Source organism: Chloroflexota bacterium (genome assembly GCA_018825785.1).
In the GTDB taxonomy this organism is placed as follows: domain Bacteria; phylum Chloroflexota; class Dehalococcoidia; order JACVQG01; family JAHKAY01; genus JAHKAY01.
In genome coordinates this window covers 1-23,756 of the sequence record JAHKAY010000021.1, presented here as the reverse complement: position 1 = coordinate 23,756, position 23,756 = coordinate 1, and the positions used below count along the sequence as shown (strand labels likewise).

Sequence of the window (23,756 nt, the reverse complement as noted above, 5' to 3'; positions counted from 1 at the left end):
TCTATTTCCCGTGGCATTTCTTGTATTTTTTGCCGGAGCCGCAGGGGCAGGGGTCGTTGCGGCCTGTCTTGTGCCCTGAGGGCACTCCTACCGGCTCTCGCGGTTGCGGTGCCTGCCTGACGATGCCTGCCTTGTAGATGGTACGGACCACATCATACTTTGTAGCGGAGAGGAGGCTCTGGAACAGGTTATGGCCCTCCCTCTTGTAGGCCACCAGCGGGTCGGCCTGGCCATAGGCCCGGAGGCCGATGCCGTGGCGCATGTTCTCCATCAGTGTCAGGTGCTCCACCCAGAGCTTGTCCATGGTCCCGAGCGTCACCAGCCGCTCCAGAAGCCGCATGTCCTCAGGGCCCGTCTTCTCTTCTTTCTCCTGGTAGAGCTTCTCAGCCAGCCCCACCAGCTCCTCCTCAAGCTCTTTTCTGGGCTTGTTCCCGTCCAGGCTGAGGGTGGGGGGGAGAGGGAGGAAGGTGAGGAGCTCCGCCTGGAGCTTCTCGGCGTCCAGGGCCCCATGCTCGTCAGCCGAGGCGTCTATCGCGGCGGCTATCTCTTCTCTTAGCGCCTCCAGGATGTTGGGGCGCAGGTCGGTCCCGGAAAGGGTCTTCCGCCTTTTGCCGTAGATTACTTCCCGGTGCTTGTTGAGGACATCATCGTATTCCACCAGGTGCTTTCTGATGTCAAAGTTGATGGCCTCCACCTTTATCTGGGCGTTCTTAATGGCGTTGGATACCATGGAGTGCTCAATGGGGGTCTCCTCGTCCAGGCCGGCCCAGTCCATGACACTCTTTACCCGGTCGCCGCCGAAGTTCCGGACAAGCTCGTCCTCCAGGGAGATATAGAAGCGGGATGCCCCCGGGTCCCCCTGCCGGCCGGAGCGGCCCCGGAGCTGGTTATCAATCCGGCGGGCCTCGTGCCTCTCGGTGCCCAGGATGAAGAGGCCCCCCAGGTCCACCACCTTCTCCCTCTCCTGGGCACACTGCTTCTGGAGGCTGGCCAGGGCCTCCTTGTATTCTTCCGGCTGGGCCAGAGGGTCTAGGCTGCGCCGCCTCATCTCCTCCAGGGCCAGGCCATCGGGGTTGCCGCCCAGGAGGATGTCCACGCCCCGCCCGGCCATGTTGGTGGCCACGGTCACCGCCCCCAGCCTTCCCGCCTGGGCGATGATGGCCGCTTCTTTCTCGTGGTGCTTGGCATTGAGCACCTGGTGGGGAATGCCCCTTAACCCGAGCATCTCGCTCAGTTTCTCGTTCTTCTCAATGGAGGTGGTGCCCACAAGGACGGGCTGGCCCTTTTTATAGAGCTCCTCTATCTCCCTGGCTGCGGCGCGGAACTTGCCCTCTTCGGTCTTATATACCCGGTCGGGGTGGTCCACCCGGACCATGTCCTTGTGGGTGGGGATGACCAGCACCTCCAGTTTATATATTTTGTGGAACTCCTCGGCCTCGGTGACGGCGGTGCCCGTCATCCCGGCCAGCTTCTGATACATGCGGAAATAGTTCTGGAGGGTGATGGTGGCGTAGGTCACCGTTTCCTGCTGGACCTTCACGCCTTCCTTGGCCTCAATGGCCTGGTGGAGGCCCTCGGAGTACCTCCGTCCATACATCAGCCGGCCGGTGAACTCGTCCACTATGATAACCTGGCCGTCCTTGACCACGTAGTCCCGGTCGCGGCGGAAGAGGACCATAGCCTTGAGAGCGGATTCCAGGTAGTAGCTGAGGTAGTAGTTGGCGGCGTCATAGAGCCCCGCCGCCTTTAACTCCCCCAGTTCCTTGAGGGCCTTCTCCACCCGGGAGATGCCCAGGTCGGTGAGGGTCACTGCCCTCAGCTTCTCATCAACCTGGAAGTCCTCCCCGGGCTTGAGCCGGGAGACGATGCGGGAGAAGGCGTAGTATCTCTGGGTGGGCTCGGGGCTGGGGCCGCTGATGATGAGGGGGGTGCGGGCCTCGTCTATCAGGATGTTGTCCACCTCGTCCACGATGGCATAGTAGAGGGGGCGCTGGACGGTCTGGGAGAGGTCCCGGGCCATATTGTCCCGGAGGTAATCAAAGCCGAACTCGTGGTTGGTGCCGTAGGTTATGTCCGCCAGGTAGGCCTCCCGGCGGGAGATGGGGCGGAGGCCGTTCCAGCGGGGGTCGGAGGCGGAGTAGGCGGGGTCGTAGATGTAGGCGGCCTCGTGGACAATGCTGGCGACCGATACCCCCAGAAGATGAAAGATGGCCCCCATCCACACGGGGTCTCGCCGGGCCAGATAGTCGTTCAAGGTCACCAAGTGACAGCCCTTGCCTGTCAGGGCATTGAGATAGAGGGGGAGGGTGGCCACCAGGGTCTTGCCCTCGCCGGTCTTCATCTCGGCATTCTTGCCCTGGTGGAGGACGATGCCCCCCATGAGCTGGACATCAAAGTGTCTCTGGCCCAGGGCCCTTTTGGCTGCCTCCCTCACCGCCGCAAAGGCCTCGGGGAGGATTTCCTCCAGGCCCTCGCCATCGGCCAGGCGTTTCTTCAGCTCCTCGGTCTTCTCCCGGAGTTCGGCATTGGGGAGGCGCTCAAACTGGGGCTCCAGGGAGTTGGTTGCCTGGACCAGGGGGGATAGCTTCTTCAGCTCCCTCTCGTTGGAGTCAGTGAGGCTACCCAGCCACTTGAACATCTACTGGAACATCTCCCCCACCGACCGGCCGGTGTGGATGCGGGATATGGCCTCCCCCAGGAGGGGGGCGATGGGGAGGACGGTGACCTTCTCCGTGCGCTTTTCTTCAGGGACAGGCACGGAATCGGTGACCACCACCTCTTTTACCGGACATTTCTTTATGCGCTGGATGGCGGGGCTGGAGAAGATGGGGTGGGTGGCAGCGGCATATACCTCTCTGGCCCCTGCCTGTGTCAGGGCCTCCACTGCCCCCACCAGTGAGCCGGCGGTATCTATCTCGTCGTCAAAGGTGAGGGCCCTCATCCCCCCCACGTCACCGATGACATTAAGGGTCTCGGCCTTGTCATCATTTCCGGCGCGGCGCTTTTCAATGATGGCCAGGGGGGCCTTCAGGAGATGGGCGAAGTCCCGGGCCCGCTTGGAGATGCCTACATCGGTGGCCACAACCACCAGGTCCTGGAGCTCCTTCTCCCGGAAATGCTGGGCGAGGATAGACATGGCAGTAAGCTCGTCCACGGGTATGTTGAAGAAGCCCTGTATCTGGGCGGCATGGAGGTCCACAGTGAGGATGCGGCTGGCCCCGGCCACGGTGAGGAGGTCGGCCAGGAGCCGTGCCGTGATGGGCACCCGCGGTTGGTCCTTTTTGTCGGTCCGGCCGTAGGCGTAATAGGGGACCACCGCCGTTACCCGCCCCGCCGAGGCCCTCTTGAAGGCGTCTATCATGATGAGGAGCTCCATAATGCTCTTGTTCACCGGGCGGGAGAGGGGCTGGAGGACAAAGATGTCCCTGGCGCGGACATTTTCCAGGATGCGGACGAAGATATTCTCGTTGGAGAACTCAAAGACCTCGGCCTGGCCCAGGGGGATACCCAGGTAGTCACAGATACCCCTAGCCAGGGCGGGGTGGGCATTGCCGGTAAAGACCTTGAGCTCGTCCAAGACTTACGCCTCCTTCAAAGAGGGGTCTCAGGCATCAATGCTCTCAGGGCCCCTTCGCCTGGATTATAGCACCCAGGCGTACACGCCTCAATCAGGCATGGGCCAGGCATGGGCTGGAACGGGCTCAACAGGAACGGGGTTAGAGAAAGTCAGAAAGGGGTCAGGGTTGCCAGGCCGCTCAGGTCCCGGCGGGTGGGGGGCAGGGCGTTATCTATCTGTGGCTGGATTTTCGGAGGAGCTTCAGGACGTCCCCGCGGAGGAATCGGCGGTCCGCCCGTTTCCCCACCCGGTAGGCAGGGAGCAGGCCGTTGTTGCTCCAGTTCCTCACCGTGTTGACATGCACATGGAGCAGCTCCGCGGCTTCCTTCACCGTGAGCAGCCTGGGCAGGGGCATCCTTTCCCTTATCACAACCCTATTCTGCCACGCCCCGGTTAAGGAAGGGGTAGAAAGCTGTGGAGGACCCGTGGAGAAGCTGTAAAGAAATAGTGAAAGCGTTTTCCAGCCTGGATGGAGAAAAGGAAATAGGAGAATTTGGAGGTTTTGTGAGGTTGACAAATAGCCCTTTTTGTGGTCTAGTTGGGCCAGAGCTTAACCAAACCTTTACCGGCCTTTACCAGGAGTTTACCTCCTGCGATTGTGACTAGAGTCACATGCGGGCGGGACATCAGGGGTCCCGCTGGAAAAGGCCGGTTTTTTGTTTGCCGGAAGGAGGTGGTGACGGCAGTAAAGGAACTGCGGTGAAGGTTGGGACGGGAGTGAAAACCTAATTTAAGGAGGAAATAGGTGAAAAGGAAAGTCTTCAATGTCTTGTTCGCCCTAGCGCTGGTGCTGAGCTTCAGCTTGGTGACGGCAGTGCCGGCGGTGGCAGCGACCATAAGCGTTCCGGGTGACTATCTCACTATTCAGGCGGCTATTAATGCTGCCTTCGATGGCGACACTATCGTTGTGGCAGCAGGCACTTACCCCGAACTGATTTCAATTAACAAGGGTGTAGCGGTTCAAGGTGCGGGTGTAGGTTCAAGTATCATCGATGCAAGTGGCTCTGCCGCTGTGGGGAATGTAGTCAGTATCACCAATGCTTCCGGGGACGTTCTCTTTGACGGCTTTACGGTGAAGACTGGAACGAGCACGAATGGCATCTACGAGAAATCGTTGTCGACCGGAACAGTTACCATCTCTCACAACAAAATCGAAGGCTTTGGACCAGCTAACACGGGTGACAATTTCGGCCTCATCGCTGGCTATGGAAGCAATGCTTCACTAGTCTTTACCTATAACGAGCTCGGGAACTGCGGTGATAACACCATCTTGCTGGAACGCCATTATGGTCCAACAGATGTTAGCTACAACACCTTTGACCGGACAAGTCAACTTACCGCCAGTGATGCATACTTCAATATGAACTACGGTGGCACAGCTATTGCAACATTGCAGAAGGTTAGCCATAATACCATTGACATGGGTGCCGGGTCCGACGGTACCAACGCCACCCGGGGGACCGGGATTTCATTCGCAGGCTCGTATACTCCTCCTGGTGGAATGGGTCAATTCACGAACGTGCAAATCACCGACAACACGATATATAACCTCAAGCCATATCGCCGAGGAATTGGCCTTTGGAATGCAACGGGCAGTGGAAGCAATGGAGATATCATCGGTGCGGTGATTGCCGGAAACACCATAACCGGACCAGGCTCGGCTGCGGCTACGCAAAGCGCCGGTATCCAGTTGATAGGGCTTATTACCAACACAGAGATGATCGGAAATACCATAACTGGAGTTGATTGGAGCATCCGTGAACGCTCGTGGAATGGCGGTGTGGCCAGTGGTGGGAATGCCCACTTTAACGAATTCGTGAACAATGGCCTTGGTTTGGTCAACGAAGGGACAAGTGTACTTGATGCCACCCTCAACTGGTGGGGCGATATCACCGGGCCGTTGGACATATTGGATACAGACGGCTTAAACCAGGAAAATCCAGGTGGGCTGGGTGGTAATGTCTCTGAGTACGTGCGATATGACCCCTGGATAGGACAGGGGGGTATGGTAACCGGCGGCGGCTGGATAATGTCACCCCCAGGAGCCTACACTGCCAATCCTGACCTAGAGGGGAAGGCTACCTTCGGCTTCGTTTCCATGTACAAGAAGGGCGCAAAAGTCCCGACCGGAAACACCGAGTTCAACTTCCAGGTTGCGGACCTGAACTTCCATTCTAGCGCCTACGACTGGCTGGTGATTGCCGGGAATAAGGCGATGTACAAAGGTACTGGCACCATCAACGGCGCTGGCAGCTTCGGCTTTATGCTATCTGCGATTGATGGCACCCCCGACAAGTTCCGCATCAAGATCTGGGATAAGGACGCGGCGGACAACGTCGTCTACGACAACCATATGGACGCACTGGATGATGCCGACCCAACCACCGTTATCGGCGGCGGGCAAATCGTGATACACAAGAAGTAGAGCAATCTGGTCGGGGCACCGGTGGGGCCGCACGCCTGTGGCGGGCGGCCCCCCCTTATTTCTCCAGTCTTTCCAGGGCGGAGCGGGCGGCGGTCTGCTCCGCCCCTTTCTTGCTTTTGCCCTGGCCCCGGCCCAGGGTCTTCCTCCCCACCTTGACCTCTATGGTGAAGCGGCGGGCATGGCCGGGCCCGGCCTGTTCCAGGAGGTGGTAGCGGGGTAGGGGTTCGCCCCGGGCCTGGAGGAGCTCCTGGAGGCGGGACTTGTAGTCCAGGGCCTCCCCTCCCAGCACCCGCTCCCACTCTTCCTTAAAGGCCCTGTCCATGAAGGAGCGCACCTCTTCCAGGCCCTTGTCCATGTAGATGGCCCCCATCAGGGCCTCCACGGCCCGGGCCAAGTTTGAGGGCCTTTTCCTTCCGTTTGACCCCTCCTCCCCCTTCCCCAGCCGGAGGTGGTCCCCCAGGCCCAGGGAGGAACCCAGTTTCCCCAGGGCCTCCCCGGAGACCAGGCCAGCTCGGAGCTGAGTCATCTCCCCCTCGGAGAGGCCTCGCTTCAGGTGGAAGAGCTCTTGGGCCACGACCAGCCCCAGGACAGCATCTCCGAGGAACTCCAGTCGCTCATTGGAGACGGAGCCGGGGTTCTCATGGCAGAAAGAGGTGTGGGTCAGGGCCTCCTCCAGGAGGGAAGGGTTCTTGAACTTAACCCCCAGGGCCTTCTCCTGGGGGGTCTGCTTTCTCCGGGAGAAGATGGCCATCGTGAAAGCATAGGGTGGTCTTTCGGCCTTGTCAAGGTGATATAATCCCAGGGATGAACCTGGCCGAAGCGCTGGAAAAGGCGTGGCCCCATGCCCTCTGGGGGCTGGTGAGGGGGGCAGGAGAGAGGGCCTGGAGTAAGGGCCTGAGGCTCTACCTGGTGGGGGGTGCGGTCCGGGACCTCCTTCTGGGGAGGCCCAGCCTGGACCTGGACTTGGTGGTGGAGGGGGATGCCCTGGCCCTCCTCCCCGACCTGGGTTGGCAGGGCCGGCTCCGCCGTTTTCCCACCTTTGGCACGGCCAAACTTGTGGGGGAGGGGTGGAGCCTGGACCTGGCCTCGGCGCGGAGGGAGAGCTATCCTCGCCCCGGGGCCCTCCCCCGGGTGGGGCCGGGGACCCTCCAGGACGACCTCTTCCGCCGGGACTTCGCCATCAATGCCCTGGCGGTGGACCTCTCCCCGCCTAGCCTGGGGGGGTTGGTGGACCCCTTTGGGGGGAGGCAGGACCTGGATAAGGGCCTCATCCGCGTCCTCCATGAGAGGAGCTTCCAGGACGACGCCACACGCATCCTCCGGGCTGTCAAATACGCCGCCCGCTTTGACTTCCGCATGGAGGCCAGGACCCGCAGGTTCATCCTCCGGGACAAGGGCTATCTGGAAACTATCAGCGGGGAGCGGCTGAGGCGGGAGCTGGTCCTTATCCTGGAGGAGGATATGCCGGAGGGGGCCCTGGCCCTGGCGGGAAGGCTGGGCATCCTGGGGGAAATCTCCCCGGGCCTGAAGGGGGACGGCTGGCTGGGGAGGAAGTTCTCCCTGGCCCGGAGGCAGGGCTGGGCCTCCCCCGAGGTCTATCTAGCCCTCCTGGCCTACCGTATGGCCCCCGGGGAGGCCAGGGCCTTCCTCTCCCGCCTCCATTTCCCCAGGGCCCAGGCCAGGGCCATAGAGGATATCCAGGCCCTCAAAGAACAGGAAAAGGCCCTGACCCCGCGCCGCCTGGACACCCACCAGGTCTGTCGCCTGCTGGCAGGATACTCCGGCCCCGCCGTCCAGGCCCTGGCCCTGGCCTCGCCAGAGGCCGGGATAAGAAGAAGGGCCCGCCTCTTCTGGGAGGAGTGGCGTTATGTCAAGTGCTCCCTGGGGGGTGATGACCTCCTGTTGATGGGGGTGAAGGCGGGGCCGAAGCTGGGTGAGTATCTGAGGCGGCTCCTGGAGGCGCGGCTGGATGGTAAGGTGAAGGACCGGGCGGGGGAGGAGGAGCTGGTGCTCCGCTGGCTTAGCTCCGGTAGCGCCAGATGAGGCCCAGCTGAAAGCTTCTCTGGAGGAGGCCCATGGCGTTGCTCGCCATGAATACCGGGTCGTTCCGCCACACACTGTAGACCAGGGAGGCAAGCAGGCCCAGACACAGCACCGCCCAGGAGAAAAGGGAAAGCCCCTTCACGTCTCTCGTGCGCACCGTGCGGACAATCTGTGGGATGTAAAAGAGCTGGATGAACCCAAAGCCTAGCCAGCCGATGAGTTCCAACGGGACCTCCTAGTTAAAAAGGCTGGATATCCACTGGATTATCTTGCCTAAGCCGTATACCTCCGCTAGGGCACGGGGAAACCTCCCGGCAAAGGTGAAAAGCCAGAATTTCCACAGGGGAAGGCGCAGCACCCCCGCCGCTATCCCAATCAGGTCGTAGATCATAAGGGGGAACATGGACACCAGCAGCACAGCCCAGACCCCGTGGCGGCGCATCCATCTCTCTGCCCTGACATACCCCGGGGGCTGGGCCCGGGCCACCGGCCCCCCGCCCAGGTAGCCCACCATCCAGGCGGTCGTTTCCCCAATGGTGCCGCCCAGGGCCATGGCGAGCCCCACCCAGACGGGGTCAAACGTGGCCGCCACGGCTATGGCCAGAGGCAGAGCAGAAAAGGCGGGGATGATGACCGCGGCACTGGTGAGCATAGTGAGAAGAAAAACGCCACCATAGGCATAGAGGGCAAAGCCCTTCGTTGGCTCCTGGAGATAGTCCGAAAAATAGCGGAAGAGGGCCCACAGAAGGCCAGCGAAGATACCGTAGGCGGCAAGGAGCAGGATGGCGCGGATGACCAGGGCCCGCCCCTTTGGCAGAGTCACAGGGAGGGAGGAGGTGAAGCGGTCAAACCGGTTGGCCAATTTCCCCCCGTAGAGCAGATACCAGATATGCCTCCAAGCCCTCACCTCTCAGGGAATCGTATATTCTCCTGGCCTGGGCCCTGTCATGTGTGAGGGTGAAAAGGGCGGGGCCGGACCCCGCCAGATGCACCCTGGCCGCCCCTGAGGCCAGGAATCTCTGCCGGTAGTCCTCCAGGCCTGGAAAAAAGGAAAAGGCCACCATCTCAAAGGCGTTGAAGGGCTCCAGCCTATCCCCCTCCAGGAGGGCCTGCCTGGCCCTGAAGGTGTACTGGCCCTGGGTAAAGGCGTCAGGTGTGAGGGCCTGGTAGAGGCGGCGGGTCTTCTCAGGGGGAGTGGGGAGGGAGGGGCAAAGGAGGACCACCCTCTTGAGGGTAGGGGAGGGGAGGGGGGTCACACTTTCCCCCCTCCCCTCCACCAGGCCTGTCCCCCTGTAAAGAAAAAAGGGCACGTCGGAGCCGAGGAGCTGGGCCAGGGGGAGAAGCCCTTCCCGAGAGAGGCCCAGTCCCCAGAGCTGGTTCAGGCCCATTAGAGTGGCCGCGGCATCACTGCTGTGGCCCCCCAGGCCCATGCGGGCCGGTGTGCTCTTCTTGAGACGCAACCGGGCCCCCAGGGGTGTGCCTGTGGCCTCCTTCAGTAGCCGGGCCGCTCTTATGACTATATTCTCCTCGTCTGCTATCATCTCCGGCTCTACTTCCAGCCCTGGTGCTGGTTCCAGGGTGAGGACATCATAGAGCCCAATAGCCTGAATTATACTCCTAATCTCGTGGTAACCATCAGGCCTTCTCCCCAGCACCTCCAGGGTGAGATTAACCTTGGCCGGGGCCTTTAATCTGAGCATCCAAAAATCTCTGGTAAAGATGGGCCCACTCTTCCAGGCTCAGGGTCTGGGCCCGCCGTTTAGGGTCTATCCCTGCCTTCTCCAGGAGGGGGGTGGCTTCTTCAGGGGTGATTCCCAGCCCCTGGGCCAGGGAGTTGTGGAGCTGCTTTCGGGGGGCGGTGAAGCCCGCCCCCACCAGGTTGAAAAACCCCTCCGGTTCTCTCACCGCCACCGGGGGATGGTCGTAGACCTCCAGGCTAAGCAGGGCCGATTCGACCTGGGGAGGGGGGTAGAAGCTGAAGGGGGAGACCCTGGCCAGCAGCTTGGGCTGGCAGTAGAACTGCACGCTTACCGACAGCAGGCTCATTTCACCTGGCCCGGCCACGATGGCATTGCCAACCTCCCACTGCACCATCACCACCATCAGCCGGGGCGAGAGTTCGGCCTCCAGGAAGTGGCGGAGGACGGGGGAGGTGATGTAATAGGGGATGTTGGCTACCACCTTGTAGGGGGTAGGGTGTCCGAGCAGTTGGAGGGGGGAGAGGGAAAGAATGTCCCCTTCTACCACCTCCGCCTGGGGCATGGACTGGCGCAGCTTCTCTGCCATGCCCCGGTCCAGCTCTACCGCGATGACCCGTCCTGCCCTTTCGGCCAGGGCCCGGGTGAGGACCCCCAGGCCCGGTCCCACCTCAATGACCGTGTCCTGGGGGTCCAGTTGGGCTGCCTGGAGTATCTTCCCCAGCACTCCCTCGTCTACCAGGAAGTGCTGGCCCAGTTTCTTGCGGGGGCGAAAGCCAAACCGGGCAAGGAGCCTTCTGGCCGTCGCCCGGTCTAAGCCTTCAATTTCAGCACCATCCCGCCCTTGTCCCTTTTCTCTATTGGTCCTCCAAGGAGGCCGTGCACCCCCCTTCGTTCCCCACCCCAGGGGAGCCCCTCCTGCCCTGGGCTCCAGCCAGGCACCCCTGCGGCACCCGGAGTAGACTATTTGCCGCTGCTTCCTTCCGGACCTGACGGGGTTCAATAGCCCTCCGTTGCGCAGGACCCAACCTTCAACACCCCGGGCGGGATGCCCTCCAAAGGGTGCAGGCCCTCTGGGGGGGATTCCACCCCGCTATAGCGGATTGCGGGTTCAGGGCACCGCTAGTTCCCCGTCTAGCACGGCCTCAATCGTATGTTAACAAGGGGTCTGGGGGCCTGTCAAGGAAGGGGCTTGTCCCGAAGAAAGTCCAGCAGGATGGGGTTAAACCGCCCGTCCCGGTAGGGGGAGTGGCCGCAGTTGTCCCAGATGTATAGCCGGCAGTTGGGGATTAGCTGCGAGGCGGCATAGGCATGGGCCACGGGGAGATAGAGGTCCCGCTTCCCCCAGACAACGAGGGTGGGCACCATGAGCTCCCTTAAACGGTGCCTCCACACCGTCCTCTGCCCTCTCAGGCCAGCGATATGCCTGCCCAGGTTATGCGGGGCATCATGAAGGGAGATGGACAAGAGGGATAGCCCTCCCCGTATGAGGGCCCGGGCCAGCCGGGACAGGGCCCGGGGAATGGTGGGCGCACAGAGAAGCCTGACCCAGAGGGCTATATCCTCCCCCAGCCCCAGGCTATTCACCAGCACCAGCTTTTCCACCTGTTGGGGGGATTCCAGGGCCAGGCTCAGGGCCGTTCCACCACCCAGGGAGTGCCCCACCAGGGCCACTTTACCCAGCTCCAGGGCCTCCAGGAAGCCACTCACAAAGGAAGCCAGAGAAGGGAGACCATAGCTATCCAGGAGGGGTCGGCTGGAACCGAACCCGGGAATGTCGGGGGCATAGACCAAGTGTTGACGGGCCAGAGCTTCCAGGTTGGGGAGCCACTGCCGGGAGTCACCGCCCGCGCCGTGGAGCAGGACCACCGGCGGGCCTTCTCCGGCCACTAGATAATGGGTGAGAAAGGGACCGACACGGGTGAAGAGGCTTTTCATCTCTACCCAATTAAACGATAGCCGAGGGAAAAAGTGAGCCCTGACTTTTGGGCTAGTACCAGGGGGAAAAAGGGGCTACCAGGGGCGGAAAATTCGCTTGAGTAGCTCTCCCCGCAGGGATAGCCAGGCACCCCGAAGTTGTTGGCGGGCTTCCTCGCTGCCCCCTCTTTTCCCGTACAGCCACCGCCCGTAGGTGTCTACAATGAGGTGTATGGCATTGCCCTGGGAAGGCAAGGCGGCAGAGAGACGATTGCCGTATTCCAGTGGGGTCAGCCAGGGCTGGGGGCGCAGGCGGCCCCAGGTGGCCAGACGGCACAGCTTGGTGTAGAGCTCTCCTTCATCCCCCCTCGCCGACCAGCTTCGCCACCACAGGTACAGGAGGACAGCCAGGAGAAGGGAAAGGGCCATTCCTATCAGTGCTGTTGGGAGGAGAGTGGTGGCGGTAGAAGGTGCCACCGGCCTCGCGGGGGAGGACCCGGGGATGGCAACCCCCGGGGCTGGTGAAGGAGTCTGGGCAGCGCCGCCCGGCCCCGCCGCGGCTGGCCCGGTGGGGCCGGGAGTAGCAGGTGATGACCCTGGTGCTGTGGGGTAGGGAAAGGTGCCATCAATCGGTCGGATAATGCGGGGTAAACCGTCCTCGTCGAACTCAGGCTCCTCCCCAAACACGGCGCCCGGGCCGAAGCCGAACCCCCAGCCAGCATTAACCAGTTCCCCACCAGCCAGCGGCGGGGAGCTCACTGCCGGCAGGAGCCAGCCGGGCGTTGGCTCAAACTCAACCCAGCCATACTCGGGGAAGAACACCTCTACCCAGGCGTGGGCGTGGGAGTCCCTTACCTCATAGACGTTCTTCTCCAGGTCATACTCATCGCTGACGAAGCCCACCGCCAGGCGGGCTGGGACACCTAACGAGCGAAGCATCACCACCATGGCCGAGGCAAAATACTGGCTGTAGCCCGTCTTTGAAATGAAGAGGAAGTAGTCTACCCCGTCTGCACCCAATGGAGGGGCCTTTATGTCCTGGCGGTAGGTAAGCCGGCGCAGGTACTCCTGGATAGCCAGTGCCTTCTCGTAGGCGGTCTTCGCCCCCAAGTCCCCCCAGGTCCAAGTTACCGAGGCGGCCAGCTGGCGGACCCTCGCCGGCAAAGTTGGGGGCAGAGTCAGGTAGCGCTCCTGCACCCAGTCAGGAAGGGGGGCCTTGCTTGCCATCAGCTCGCTGGAAGTGGCCAGGGACACCGAGGAGGTAACAGTATACCCGGTAGGGGGCCGGAGGATGTAGGGGATGCGCAGCGCGCTTATGTCATCAACCGGTGCGGACTCCCTCTGTATCTTCACGGCGGCGATGTTGGAGCCCTCCAGCTCCAGGCCCACTGTCTTGAAACCGGAGGGCAGGTAACGAGATATTCGGGAAACGGAAAGCTCACCGCTCGAGGCTGCCAGGCGCAGTTGTCCGGCTGCCGCCTTCACATCCTCCGGCAGCCCCTGCTCCTTTTGCGGTTCCCCTGGGAGGGGGATAGTATAGGTCAGCGGTGCCGGCCTCTCCTGCTTGGCTGGCAGGCTGGCTTCTAGGGGCTGGCCAGCAGCAAAAAGCAGGTCGCTGCGGACCAGCAATTTTATCGTTTGGGTTACCTCCTGCCTGGATTGAAAGCCCGTCTTCTGCCCGGTTTCCAGGCTGGTGGCGGGGGCAAGTACCTGTTCCTCATTTCGCCATCCCTGAGAAGTATAGAGGTCGTAGGCAATCGCACGCCAGCGGCCCGGGCCCGCCGTCAGGGGAGGCCCCTCCACCTCAAACAGTATGTCCCCGGTCCGCTGGATGGGACCGCCGAAGGTGAGAGCGTTTCCGTAAGTGAGCGTGTCGGAGTTCGGGGTCTGTTCTTGGCCCCTGGAGGTGGCGAGCACAGGGAACAACTCCTCTGAGCGGTTTACAATCTCCCGCCAGGGTGGCACCCTTTCCCATAGGTCTCCACCCTTTAGTAATCCCTGGGGGAGAGGAACAAGCCAGATTACCAGGACCAGAAGCCCTGCCATGGCTAGAAGGCCGAGATGGTGCGCCGGTCTTAGGCCGGAGGGGTTGTCCCTGGGGGTGAGGCTGAGGTGCATCACCAGCATCAGGGAGGACCACAGGTAGATGACAAAAACGGAAGCCGGCTGAGGAACATAATACAGCCCCTCCAGGATGAGAACCCCTCCCGCCAGCACCAACACGAAGGCCTTCCTCCACACCAGGACGCACCAGGGACCCAGATAGCCCAGGAGCCAGCTCACTGCAGCCAGCAACAGGACCAGGACTATCAGGTCATTATTGCTCCAGCCCTCTTGGGCGGCCACGAACCACAATCGGGTCCGGGCTGCCAACTGCCCCACCCTTTCCTGCCATCCCCCCTCCGTAAGGGTGGCGGCAACCACTCCTATCGATATCCCGGCGCCGGCCAGCGCCCCGAGGCTATGCCGCCACAGTGCCCGGCCCTCTATCTGGCTGAGGAATAGGCCTACGAGCAGCCCCGATATAGATATCCAGAAGAACGGGGGGAGGGATAACTCCCACTGGGCGTTCTGCCAGGGCAGGGTCACTGAAAAAAGGACTAGGCTGAGCCAGAGGAGGAGAAGGCTGAGCCAACCCTGGCCCGAGAGCAGCGCCCCGTTCAGCCAGCCGCTAACCCGAGCTGCCACAGCTCACCTCTCCTTACGCGATACCTGGTAATCTGGTCGTGGGCCGGGGAGGGTCCCAGAGGAGGCTTTTTCTTATCAAAGGTGCTGGCATCCAGCAGGAATAGCAGAACCCGGTTGTCCCATCGGACGGCCTTGTGCAGGGCAGAAGACCAGGTTTCCTCCGGCGAGGGGGTGATGATGGCCAGGGTGCTCCCCCGCCAGTGCTGTTCTGTTTGAGCCATCAACCTGGACAAAGGCGCGTTTCCCCGGCCTGCCAGTGTGGACAGGACCTCCAGAATGCGCCAGAGCTGAGGGGTCCCCGTGTCGGGCGGGACAACCTGCAGGTAGCGGTCCCAGGTTGCCAGGGCGATGGAGCGGTCAGCTTCTATGTAGGCCTTGCACAGGGAAGCGGCCACGGTGACCCCGTATTCCACCGTGCTTTCATCGCTTTCTCCGGCGTGGCCCCGGCCTTCCATATCCAGCAGGAGCCAAACATCATGGGAGGCTTCCCCTTCCAGCTCCTTGCTCATCAGTTTTCCCATGCGGGCTGAGGAGGGCCAGTGGATCCGGCCAAAGCTGTCCCCGGGGAGATATTCGCGCACCCCCCGGACGAGTGGGGTCTCCCCAGCCCGTCCCAGGCTGAGGCTTTCCAGACCCGGGGTTGGGGCCTCCAGAAGGGAGGGGGCCAGGTCCACTGTCTTGGGATAGACCAGAAGGTCTTGCTGGGTGCCCAGGGTGATTTCTCGCTGGAATAGCCCGAAGGGGTCCTGACTGGCCAGCACCGCCGGCCCCAAATGGAACCATCCCCGCCGAGGACAGGGGACGGAAAAGTTGAAGGTCCGGGCTGAGCGATAGGACAGGGCTAACATCTTCGTGGGTGGGACCTGGGGCAGGTCGGACTTTATCTTTAGCAGGAGCCAGGGCTTGAATAGAAGGCTGGGGTTTTCTAGCTCAATTCTGACCTCCAGCCTCTGGCCCGCCTGAACTCGGGTGGTGGAGGTCTCTATATTGCCCTTGACCCCCCGCAAATTCCACCATACCCAGAGCCGACTGAGCACCAGGCCGATGGCCAGCAGGAGGCTCACCCTGAACAGGAGGGAAAAACCGCTGTTCCACCCCAGGACCAGGACAATGGCCAGAATGACCAGGACCCAAAGGCTCCTCACTGCCTTTCAATCGCTGCCTTCCGTGGCCCCTGGAAACCAGGGACCGCCACGTTGCTCACTATCTCATCGATTATCTTCTCAGGGGTGATGCCCTTCATCCGGGCTGAAGGGGTCAGGTTCAGCCGGTGGGCCAGGGCAACCTCCGTCAGCGCTTTGACATCATCTGGCAGGATATAGTCCCGCCCCCGAAGCAGGGCTAAAGCCTGAGCTCCGCGGAATAGGGCCAGGGAGCCACGGGGGGATGCACCTAGCTGGATAGCAGGGTGCCTCCTGGTAGCTTCTACCAGGCGGACCATGTATTCCCTCACCAGCACATCCACGTAGACCTGCTTTACTATGTTCTGGACCTCCAGCAGTTCCTCCGCGCCTATCGCTTGGGTGACTTCTTCAATGGGGTGGACTTCCCGTTGCTGTTCCAGGATGTTGACCTCATCCTCAAAGGCGGGGTAGCCCATGTGGAGGCGGATGAAGAAGCGGTCAACCTGGGTCTCGGGCAAGGAGAAAGTACCCTGATACTCAATGGGACTCTGGGTAGCCATAACCCAGAAAGGTCGAGGCATGGTATAGGTAACCCGCTCCACCGTTATCTGCCTCTCCTCCATACATTCTAGAAAGGCGGCCTGGGTTCGAGGGCTGGCCCGATTGATCTCATCCACCAGGACTATTTGGGCCATAATGGGGCCGGGGCGGAACTCAAATTCCTCTGTCTTCTGGTTGTAGATGGAAGCCCCGATGATGTCGCTGGGGAGCAGGTCCGGCGTGCACTGAATCCGCTTGAAGGAGCAGCCCACCGATTTGGCCAGGGCCTTGGTCAGGGTGGTCTTGCCCACGCCGGGCACGTCTTCCACCAGCATGTGCCCCTGGCTCAATAGGGCGCTCAGCGCCAACTCTACTTGAACTTCCTTGCCGATGACCACCCGGTTAACACTGTCCATCACCCGACGGCAGGCAGCCCTGGCCCCCTCCATAATCTTTTCCTGCGCGCTCCCTTGCATCTGTCCCCCCTGATACAAGATATCCTATTATACGTTTCCGCCCCTTCCCTGGCAAGTCAGCTATAGGGGAATGGCAAAAAAGGATGGGCGGCCGGGGAGCCAACCTCGGTATCGCCGCCAACTGGGGCTGCATACCACCTTCTGGGCCCGCCAGGATTCGAACCTGGGACCAATCGGTTATGAGCCGACCGCTCTGCCCCTGAGCTACGGGCCCTCGGCACCTTAATTATAGCCCCACCCCAAACCCCTTGACAACAGGCAGGAAAAACTCTATGATAGGCAAACGGTTGCCGACGTCTCATAGGAGAAGGGATGAAGAGGGTACATATTCGCGAAGAGGTATGTGTGACCTGCCGGCGGTGTGAGGTTTACTGCACGGTTGAGCACAGCCTTTCCCGGGACATTATCAAGGCCTACAAGAAGGAGAGGCCCCGTCTTCTGGCGAGGGTCCGTGTCCAGGAAAGGGGTGCTCTTTCCGTACCCGTGCTCTGCCGCCACTGCGATGAGCCCTCCTGTGTCTTCGCCTGTCTTACCGGGGCCCTGAGGAAGGACCCCGAGACGGGGGCGGTGGTGCTTAACAGGGAGAAATGCGTTGGTTGCTGGACCTGTGTGCTCTTCTGCCCCCATGGGGCTATTACCCCCGACCCCCAGCGTCATATTATCGCCAAATGCGACCTCTGCTCCCACCTCCCTGTCCCCGCCTGTGTGGCCAACTGCCCCAACGAGGCCCTCATCTTTGCCGAGGAGGGAGTTGGTGCCTAAGTATGTCATCGTCGGCAACTCTGCCGGGGGAATTGGCGCCGCTGAGGCTATCCGGGAGGTGGACAGCGAGGGGTCCATCTGCATCATCTCCGATGAGCCCTTCCCCGTCTACTCCCGCCCCCTCATCTCCGAATTCCTGGCAGGGGAGCGTACCCTGGATGGGATGCTCTACCGGCCCCGGGATTTTTACCAGCAGAATGCCATCGAAGCCCTGCTGGGCCAGAAGGTGGCGGGGATAGATTTCCCAGGGGCGAGGGTGGTGCTGGAGGGGAGCGAGAGCCTCCCCTGGGAGAGGCTCCTCTTGGCCACCGGCGGGACCCCAATAGTGCCCAACATAGCAGGCAGGGACAAAGAAGGGGTCTTCACCTTCACCACCCTGGAAGATGCCCGAAGGATGGAGAGATTCCTTGAGGGGAAGCCCCGGGTGGTGGTCATCGGGGGCGGGCTTATCGGCATGAGCCTGGCCTCGGCCCTGGTGAAGCGGGGCGTGGGCGTGGTCATGGTGGAGCTTCTTGACCGGGTCCTCGGTGCCGTCCTGGATGAGCCGGCCTCCCGCCTGGTAGAGGGGGTCCTGAGGGAAGCCGGTATAGAGTTGATTACGGGCCAGGCGGTGCGGGAGATCACCGGCAAATCTTTTGAGGAGGGCCGGGTGGGGGGTGTGGTCCTGCAGGATGGCCGGCAGCTTTCCTGCGGGCTGGTGGTGATAGCCATCGGCGGCGCCCCCCGCACCGAGTTGGTGAAGAACAGCCCGGTGAAGGTGAACCGCGGCATTGTGGTGGACCGCCACATGGCCACCAGCTATCCCCATGTCTATGCCTGCGGCGATGTGGCGGAAGGCTACGACTTTGTCTATGGGACGGGCCGCCTCACCCCCATCTGGCCCAACGCCTACCTGGGGGGGAGGATTGCTGGCTATAACATGGCCGGCAAACAGACCCTCTACCCTGGGGGGACAGCCGCCAACTCCTTCAAGTACTTCGGCTACCCCCTGGTCTCCGCTGGCATGGTGAACCCTCAGGACGGCTGTGAAGTGCTTGTCTCCCGCCAGGACCGGAGCTACCGGAAGGTGGTCCTCAAGGATGACCACATCGTTGGCCTGGTATTCGCCGGAGATATTCAGCAGGCGGGGGTGGCCTTCGGCCTGATGCGGGAAGGGGTGAACGTGCGCCCCTTCAAAGACGCCCTGGTGCGGGACGATTTCGGGCTGACCTTCATCCCCCAGGGCCTGCGCCGGGCAGGGTTGGGGGTATCACCCAGGGAGATGGTGCCATGAAAGGGATGAGCTACAACAACCCCTACGGCGATGACAAAGTAATTTCCGCCTGCTCTCTATTTGGCATGATGGACACCTCGGGGCGGCGCTTCTCTAGCGGTGATGTGGTGGCGGCCATTAGCTCTATGCATGACCGCAGCAACGGCCTCGGGGGAGGTTTTGCTGTCTACGGCCTCTACCCTGAATATGCCCAGTGTTATGCCCTCCACATCATGTTCCTGAGCAGGGAGGCACGGGGGGAGGTGGAGGCCTTACTCCGGGCCAATTTCCGCATTGTCTTTGATGAGGAGGTGCCCACCCGGGAGACCCCTGGCATCGTGGACCCACCCATTCTATGGCGATATTTTGTGGAGGTGAATGGCTGTTCTCTGGGCACGCCGGGGGACGATGACTATGTGCTGGAAAAGGTGATGAAGATAAATACCGGGTGTGAGGATGCCTTTGTCTTCTCCAGCGGCAAGAACATGGGGGTGTTCAAGGGGGCGGGCTATCCGGAGCAGATAGCTAACTATTTCCGCCTGGAGGAATACCAGGGATACCTGTGGACAGCCCATGGCCGCTTTCCCACCAATAGCCCCGGCTGGTGGGGTGGGGCCCACCCCTTCAACATCCTGGACTGGACGGTAGTCCACAACGGGGAAATTTCTTCCTACGGGACAAACCGCCGCTACCTGGAGATGTTCGGCTACCACTGCACCATGCAGACCGATACCGAAGTGGTAGCCTATGCCGTGGACCTGCTCCGCCGCCGGCACGGGTTGCCTATGGAGGTGGTGACCAGGGTGCTGGCCCCGCCCCTCTGGGAGCACATTCCCCTCCTGCCCCCCGAGGAACAGGCCCTGGACACCGCGTTGCGCCAGGTCTATTCAAGTCTCCTCCTCAATGGCCCGTTTACCGTCATCATCGCCCATCAGGGGGAGATGATAGGTCTCACCGACCGCATCCGCCTCCGTCCCCTTACTGTCGGGGAGAAGGGGGACAGGCTCTACCTCTCCTCGGAGGAATCGGCTATCCGGCTGGTCTGTCCTGACCTGGACCGGACCTATATCCCCAGGGGCGGGGAGCCCATCATTGGCCGGCTGGCAGTGCAGGCGGGAGTCCGCTGATGAAGACCTACCTCCCGCCCAGGTTCGTAGTAGAGAGGGACCCGGACCGCTGTATCACCTGCAAGGGCTGTGTGGCCCAGTGCAGTTTTGGTGTCCATTCCTATGACCGGGAGGAGGACGCCATACGCAGCCAGGATGAGCTCTGCGTGGGCTGCCACCGCTGCGCTATCTTTTGCCCCACCGGGGCCATAAGGATCAAGAGGGCCCCCCAGGACTACCGTCCCAACGCTAACTGGACCCCCGAGGCCATTGAGGACATCATTAAGCAGGCGGAGACGGGGGGAATCCTCCTCACCGGGATGGGCAACGACAAGCCCTACCGCATCTATTGGGACCACCTGGTGCTCAATGCCAGCCAGGTGACCAACCCCTCCATAGACCCCCTCCGCGAGCCTATGGAGCTCCGCACCTACCTCGGCCGCAAGCCGGACAGGGTTGAGCTGGAGACCGGGACGCTGAAGCTGAAGACAAGACTGGCCCCCCAGGTGGCCATTGAGACCCCTATCCTGTTCTCTGCCCTGTCATACGGGGCGGTGAGCCTGAATGTCCACGAGTCCCTGGCCCGGGCGGCCACCGAACTTGGGACCCTGTTCAATACCGGCGAGGGGGGCCTTCACTCCAAGCTCTACAAATATGGCCCTAATACCATCGCCCAGGTGGCCTCGGGCCGTTTCGGCGTCCACCCCGCATATCTCCAGATGGCCCGGGTTCTGGAAATAAAGATTGGCCAGGGGGCCAAGCCGGGCATCGGCGGGCACCTCCCCGGGGAGAAGGTGAGCGAGGATGTGGCCGCCACCCGGATGATTCCCCGGGGCACCGACGCCCTCTCACCAGCCCCCCAGCATGATATCTACTCCATTGAGGACCTGGCCCAGCTTGTCCATGCTCTGAAGGAGGCCACCAACTATACCAAGCCGGTCTCGGTGAAGATTGCCGCGGTGCACAACTCCGCCGCAATAGCCAGCGGCATGGTGAGGGCGGGGGCCGACATCATCGCCCTGGATGGCCTGAGGGGGGCTACCGGGGCTGCCCCCAAGGTCATCCGGGACAACGTGGGCATCCCCATTGAAATGGCACTGGCCGCCGTGGATACCCGCCTGCGTCAGGAGGGCATCCGCCAGCAGGCCTCCATCATTGTCGCCGGGGGCATCCGCAGCAGTGCTGATGTGGTCAAGGCCATCGCGCTGGGGGCCGATGCCGTCTATATTGCCACAGCGGCCCTCATCGCCCTGGGCTGCACCGTTTGCCAGCAGTGCCACACAGGCAAGTGTGCCTGGGGCATCTGCACCACCGACCCCATCCTTTCCAAGAGAGTGAATCCGGAAATCGGTGCCCGCCGCCTGGCGAACCTGCTCCGGGCCTGGAGCTTGGAGATAAAAGAGATGCTGGGTGGGATGGGCGTCAACGCCATAGAAAGCCTGCGGGGCAACCGCCTCCACCTGAGGGCAGTAGGCCTGACCACGGAGGAGATGGAGGTCCTGGGGGTTAGGCCGGCGGGGAGCTAGTGTATTATGGACGGGACCCTGCGGATAGATGTCAAGGGGCTTCACTACAAGGAGCTCAATGCACGCCTCAGGGAGGCGGCCAACGGCTATCATCGCATTGACCTGCTGAATGTGTTTGGCCAGCGCTATATTGGGACCGACATCCGTCGCCCCCTGGAAATCCACATCTATGGCGTCCCCGGCAATGACCTGGGCTCCTTCATGGATGGCCCTAGCATCATCGTCCACGGCAATGCCCAGGACGGGGTGGGGAACACGATGAACAGCGGGGAGGTCATCGTCCATGGCCATGCTGGGGATATCCTGGCCCTCTCCGCCCGGGGTGGGAGGGTCTTTGTCAGGGACGGGGTGGGCTACCGGGCAGGCATCCATATGAAGGAATACCAGGGCAAGAGGCCCACGGTGGTCATCGGCGATACCGCCCAGGACTTCCTGGGGGAATACATGGGCGGGGGCGTCCTCCTGGTGCTGGGCCTGGGGGAACGCCACCACGCCCGCTTTGTCGGCACCGGAATGCACGGGGGCGTTCTCTACCTACGGGGGGAGGTGGAGGCCCATCAGCTGGGGAAGGAGGTGGGGGTGGCCCAGCCCGATGAAAATGACCGGAAGGTGATAGAGGGGCTGGTCCGGGACTACTGCCGCTATTTTGGGAAAGACCCCGAGGCTATCCTATCCGGGGAGTTCAGGAAGCTCTTCCCCCTCCACCTCAGGCCCTACGGAAACCTCTACGCCTACTAAGGGATAGGATTGTCATGGCCCTGGTCTATGATACCCGGGAGGTAGACAGGAAGGTCCTGGCCATCCTGCGCATCCTATCCGGGGTTGAGGGGCCCGTGGGGGCCCGCATCATCGCCCGGGAGCTGGAGCAGGGGGGCATAAACCTGAAGGAGAGGGCGGTGCGCTACCATCTCAAGCTCATGGATGGGCGGGGCCTGACCCGACTCTGGGGCCGGAACGGCAGGGTAATCACCCCCCAGGGCCATGAGGAGCTACAGAATGCCATGGTAGCCGACAAGGTGGGCCTGATAAGTGTCCGCATTGAACACCTGGCCTTCCGCACCACCTTTGAACCCCGCACCCGCCGGGGCCTGGTCCCGGTGAATGTCTCTTTCTTCCCCAAGGAGGACTTTTTCCCTGCCCTGGAGGCCATGGCCCCCGTCTTCAGAGCAGGCCTGGGGATGAGCGAGCGGGTGGCGGTAGCTGAGGCGGGAGAGAGGTTGGGAGAGATAGTCGTCCCCCGGGGCAAAATAGGCCTGGCCACCATATGTAGCATCATCGTCAATGGTGTCCTCCTCAAGGCGGGCATTGCTGTTGAGACCCGTTTTGGCGGCATCCTTCAGATAAAGGGGGGCCGGCCCCTCCGCTTCCTGGAGCTCATCAGCTATAGCGGCTCCTCTTTGAATCCCTCCGAGGTCTTTATCCAGGGTCGGATGACCCAGGTGGGGGGGGCGGTAAAGGGGGAGGGCATAATCCTGGCCAACTTCAGGGAAGTCCCGGCCCCCTGCCGTAGCGAGGCTGAGCAGCTTATTCAGGAGCTGAAGAAGGCTGGGATAGACGGGGCCCTGGCCATGGGGGGCCCCAACGAAGCGGTGTGCGAAATCCCCGTGGCGGTGGGAAGGGTGGGGCTGGTCCTCCCCGGCGGCCTCAACCCTGTGGCCGCGGCGGTGGAGGCGGGGATAGAGGCCGAAAACCGGGCCATGGCCACCATCATTGACTACTCCCTCCTGCGGAGCTTCCGGGACCTCCTGCCCCCCTCTTGAGCCCTTGACTGGCCCCTCTTTCCCCGGCTAAAATAGATGCCGTTGGGGACTCGTCTAGCGGTAGGACAGCAGACTCTGGATCTGTTGTCCAACCCGAGGCCCCAGGGACGACAGGCTAGCCGCTGAAATAGCCCCGTCGGTATAGCGCCCCGAAAGGGGCGCATTTGGTTTCTGCGGACATAGGACTCTTGGTCACCCCTCTGATGGGGGAGGGACGAGAGTATCCCTCTGTTTCACACTATAGTCTGCTGGCCGTTGCCGCTCCACCCTGCGTTTTCCTTATGGGGGCCTGTGCTTCTGCGCCTGAACCCCGCGGAGGTGACGAAGGTGGAGACGAGGCAGGCGATCCGCTCTTTCATTCTGGACCGGGAAGCGAGGAATATCTCCCGCCGGACCGTCCAATTCTACCAGGAGAAGCTGGGGAAGTTCTGCGCCCGCTATGCCCAGGTCCCCGAGGCCCCGGACCCTATCCGGGAGTTCCTGCGGGACCTCACCTGCGGGGACGAGACCAGGCACGGCTACTTCCGGGCCCTGAAGGCCCTCTACAGCTTTCTCGAGGAGGAGTTCGGCTTCCCCCTGGAGGCCGAGCCCAAGTCCCCCTACGCCAACCCCATCAAAAAGGTCAAAGCCCCCAGGGTGAAGCCCAAGGTAATGCGCTCCTTCAGCCTGGAGGAGGTCCATCGCCTCCTGGACTCCGCAGGCGGGGCCCGGGGAGGCAAGTGGCAGCTGAGGGACGAGACCATCCTGACCCTCCTGCTGGACAACGGCATCCGACTGGGCGAGGCGGTCCTGCGGTGGGATCAGATCGACGGCAATCAAATCCG

At 61.9% G+C, this 23,756-nt stretch carries 21 protein-coding genes, 1 tRNA gene and 1 other RNA gene; 9 read left to right on the top strand and 14 right to left on the bottom strand.

The features are described from left to right. Position 1: 1 nt before the first annotated feature. The 3 genes from secA to KJ624_03780 form a co-directional block, all read right to left on the bottom strand. Positions 2-2,638, bottom strand: a complete 2,637-nt coding sequence (gene secA / locus KJ624_03790; GenBank protein ID MBU2008957.1) for a preprotein translocase subunit SecA — start codon at positions 2,636-2,638, stop codon at positions 2-4. Next, entirely contained in the window at positions 2,639-3,577 is a 939-nt protein-coding gene (locus tag KJ624_03785; GenBank protein ID MBU2008956.1) for a ribose-phosphate pyrophosphokinase, read from the bottom strand. 211 nt (positions 3,578-3,788) lie between these two features. Further along, a complete protein-coding gene (locus KJ624_03780; protein MBU2008955.1) occupies positions 3,789-3,971 on the bottom strand; it encodes a helix-turn-helix domain-containing protein in 183 nt (60 codons plus the stop codon). Between the two features lie 390 nt (positions 3,972-4,361). On the opposite strand from KJ624_03780, the gene KJ624_03775 reads away from it, so the two are divergent. Further along, complete coding sequence (locus tag KJ624_03775) at positions 4,362-6,041, top strand: hypothetical protein (protein MBU2008954.1); 1,680 nt, start codon at positions 4,362-4,364, stop codon at positions 6,039-6,041. A gap of 55 nt (positions 6,042-6,096) precedes the next feature. Here the strand turns inward: KJ624_03775 and rnc are convergent, their stop codons facing one another. Further along, positions 6,097-6,792, bottom strand: a complete 696-nt coding sequence (gene rnc, locus KJ624_03770) for a ribonuclease III (protein ID MBU2008953.1) — start codon at positions 6,790-6,792, stop codon at positions 6,097-6,099. A gap of 53 nt (positions 6,793-6,845) precedes the next feature. On the opposite strand from rnc, the gene KJ624_03765 reads away from it, so the two are divergent. Further along, positions 6,846-8,084 (top strand): hypothetical protein, encoded by a 1,239-nt coding sequence (locus KJ624_03765; protein ID MBU2008952.1) that lies wholly within the window; start codon positions 6,846-6,848, stop codon positions 8,082-8,084. Here KJ624_03765 and KJ624_03760 read toward each other — a convergent pair. From KJ624_03760 to KJ624_03715, 10 genes are all read right to left on the bottom strand, one after another. Further along, positions 8,062-8,310, bottom strand: coding sequence for a hypothetical protein (locus KJ624_03760; protein MBU2008951.1), 249 nt, complete (start codon positions 8,308-8,310; stop codon positions 8,062-8,064). The two genes, KJ624_03765 and KJ624_03760, sit on opposite strands and share 23 nt — an antisense overlap. Positions 8,311-8,319: 9 nt before the next feature. Then, the gene (locus KJ624_03755; protein MBU2008950.1) at positions 8,320-8,946 is read right to left on the bottom strand and encodes a VTT domain-containing protein; all 627 of its coding nucleotides are present in this window, start codon (positions 8,944-8,946) and stop codon (positions 8,320-8,322) included. Continuing rightward, a complete protein-coding gene (gene ispE, locus KJ624_03750; GenBank protein ID MBU2008949.1) occupies positions 8,930-9,784 on the bottom strand; it encodes a 4-(cytidine 5'-diphospho)-2-C-methyl-D-erythritol kinase in 855 nt (284 codons plus the stop codon). The genes KJ624_03755 and ispE overlap by 17 nt, the downstream gene beginning before the upstream one ends. Continuing rightward, complete coding sequence (gene rsmA / locus KJ624_03745) at positions 9,753-10,607, bottom strand: ribosomal RNA small subunit methyltransferase A (GenBank protein MBU2008948.1); 855 nt, start codon at positions 10,605-10,607, stop codon at positions 9,753-9,755. Before rsmA ends, ispE begins: the two co-directional genes overlap by 32 nt. A gap of 51 nt (positions 10,608-10,658) precedes the next feature. Beyond that, positions 10,659-10,924: signal recognition particle sRNA large type (ffs, locus tag KJ624_03740), an RNA gene on the bottom strand. A gap of 36 nt (positions 10,925-10,960) precedes the next feature. Continuing rightward, positions 10,961-11,719, bottom strand: coding sequence for an alpha/beta fold hydrolase (locus KJ624_03735; protein MBU2008947.1), 759 nt, complete (start codon positions 11,717-11,719; stop codon positions 10,961-10,963). 75 nt (positions 11,720-11,794) lie between these two features. Further along, entirely contained in the window at positions 11,795-14,386 is a 2,592-nt protein-coding gene (locus tag KJ624_03730) for a transglutaminase domain-containing protein (protein MBU2008946.1), read from the bottom strand. Then, positions 14,359-15,531, bottom strand: coding sequence for a DUF58 domain-containing protein (locus tag KJ624_03725; protein ID MBU2008945.1), 1,173 nt, complete (start codon positions 15,529-15,531; stop codon positions 14,359-14,361). Before KJ624_03725 ends, KJ624_03730 begins: the two co-directional genes overlap by 28 nt. Next, a complete protein-coding gene (locus KJ624_03720) occupies positions 15,528-16,499 on the bottom strand; it encodes a MoxR family ATPase (GenBank protein ID MBU2008944.1) in 972 nt (323 codons plus the stop codon). The genes KJ624_03725 and KJ624_03720 overlap by 4 nt, the downstream gene beginning before the upstream one ends. A gap of 169 nt (positions 16,500-16,668) precedes the next feature. After that, positions 16,669-16,740: transfer RNA gene (locus KJ624_03715), tRNA-Ile, on the bottom strand. A 98-nt stretch (positions 16,741-16,838) separates the two neighbouring features. On the opposite strand from KJ624_03715, the gene KJ624_03710 reads away from it, so the two are divergent. The 7 genes from KJ624_03710 to KJ624_03680 all read left to right on the top strand — a co-directional run. Beyond that, the gene (locus tag KJ624_03710; protein ID MBU2008943.1) at positions 16,839-17,288 is read left to right on the top strand and encodes a 4Fe-4S dicluster domain-containing protein; all 450 of its coding nucleotides are present in this window, start codon (positions 16,839-16,841) and stop codon (positions 17,286-17,288) included. Then, a complete protein-coding gene (locus KJ624_03705) occupies positions 17,278-18,561 on the top strand; it encodes an FAD-dependent oxidoreductase (GenBank protein MBU2008942.1) in 1,284 nt (427 codons plus the stop codon). The genes KJ624_03710 and KJ624_03705 overlap by 11 nt, the downstream gene beginning before the upstream one ends. Further along, positions 18,558-19,667, top strand: coding sequence for a glutamine amidotransferase family protein (locus KJ624_03700; GenBank protein MBU2008941.1), 1,110 nt, complete (start codon positions 18,558-18,560; stop codon positions 19,665-19,667). Before KJ624_03705 ends, KJ624_03700 begins: the two co-directional genes overlap by 4 nt. Next, positions 19,667-21,172: an alpha-hydroxy-acid oxidizing protein gene (locus tag KJ624_03695; protein MBU2008940.1), complete on the top strand. Its 1,506-nt coding sequence runs from the start codon at positions 19,667-19,669 to the stop codon at positions 21,170-21,172. Before KJ624_03700 ends, KJ624_03695 begins: the two co-directional genes overlap by 1 nt. Positions 21,173-21,178: 6 nt before the next feature. Continuing rightward, the gene (locus KJ624_03690; protein ID MBU2008939.1) at positions 21,179-21,910 is read left to right on the top strand and encodes a hypothetical protein; all 732 of its coding nucleotides are present in this window, start codon (positions 21,179-21,181) and stop codon (positions 21,908-21,910) included. A gap of 14 nt (positions 21,911-21,924) precedes the next feature. After that, positions 21,925-22,932: a DUF128 domain-containing protein gene (locus tag KJ624_03685; GenBank protein MBU2008938.1), complete on the top strand. Its 1,008-nt coding sequence runs from the start codon at positions 21,925-21,927 to the stop codon at positions 22,930-22,932. Positions 22,933-23,223: 291 nt separating this feature from the next. After that, positions 23,224-23,756, top strand: a 533-nt coding sequence (locus KJ624_03680; protein MBU2008937.1) for a hypothetical protein, incomplete at its 3' end; no start/stop codon positions are given.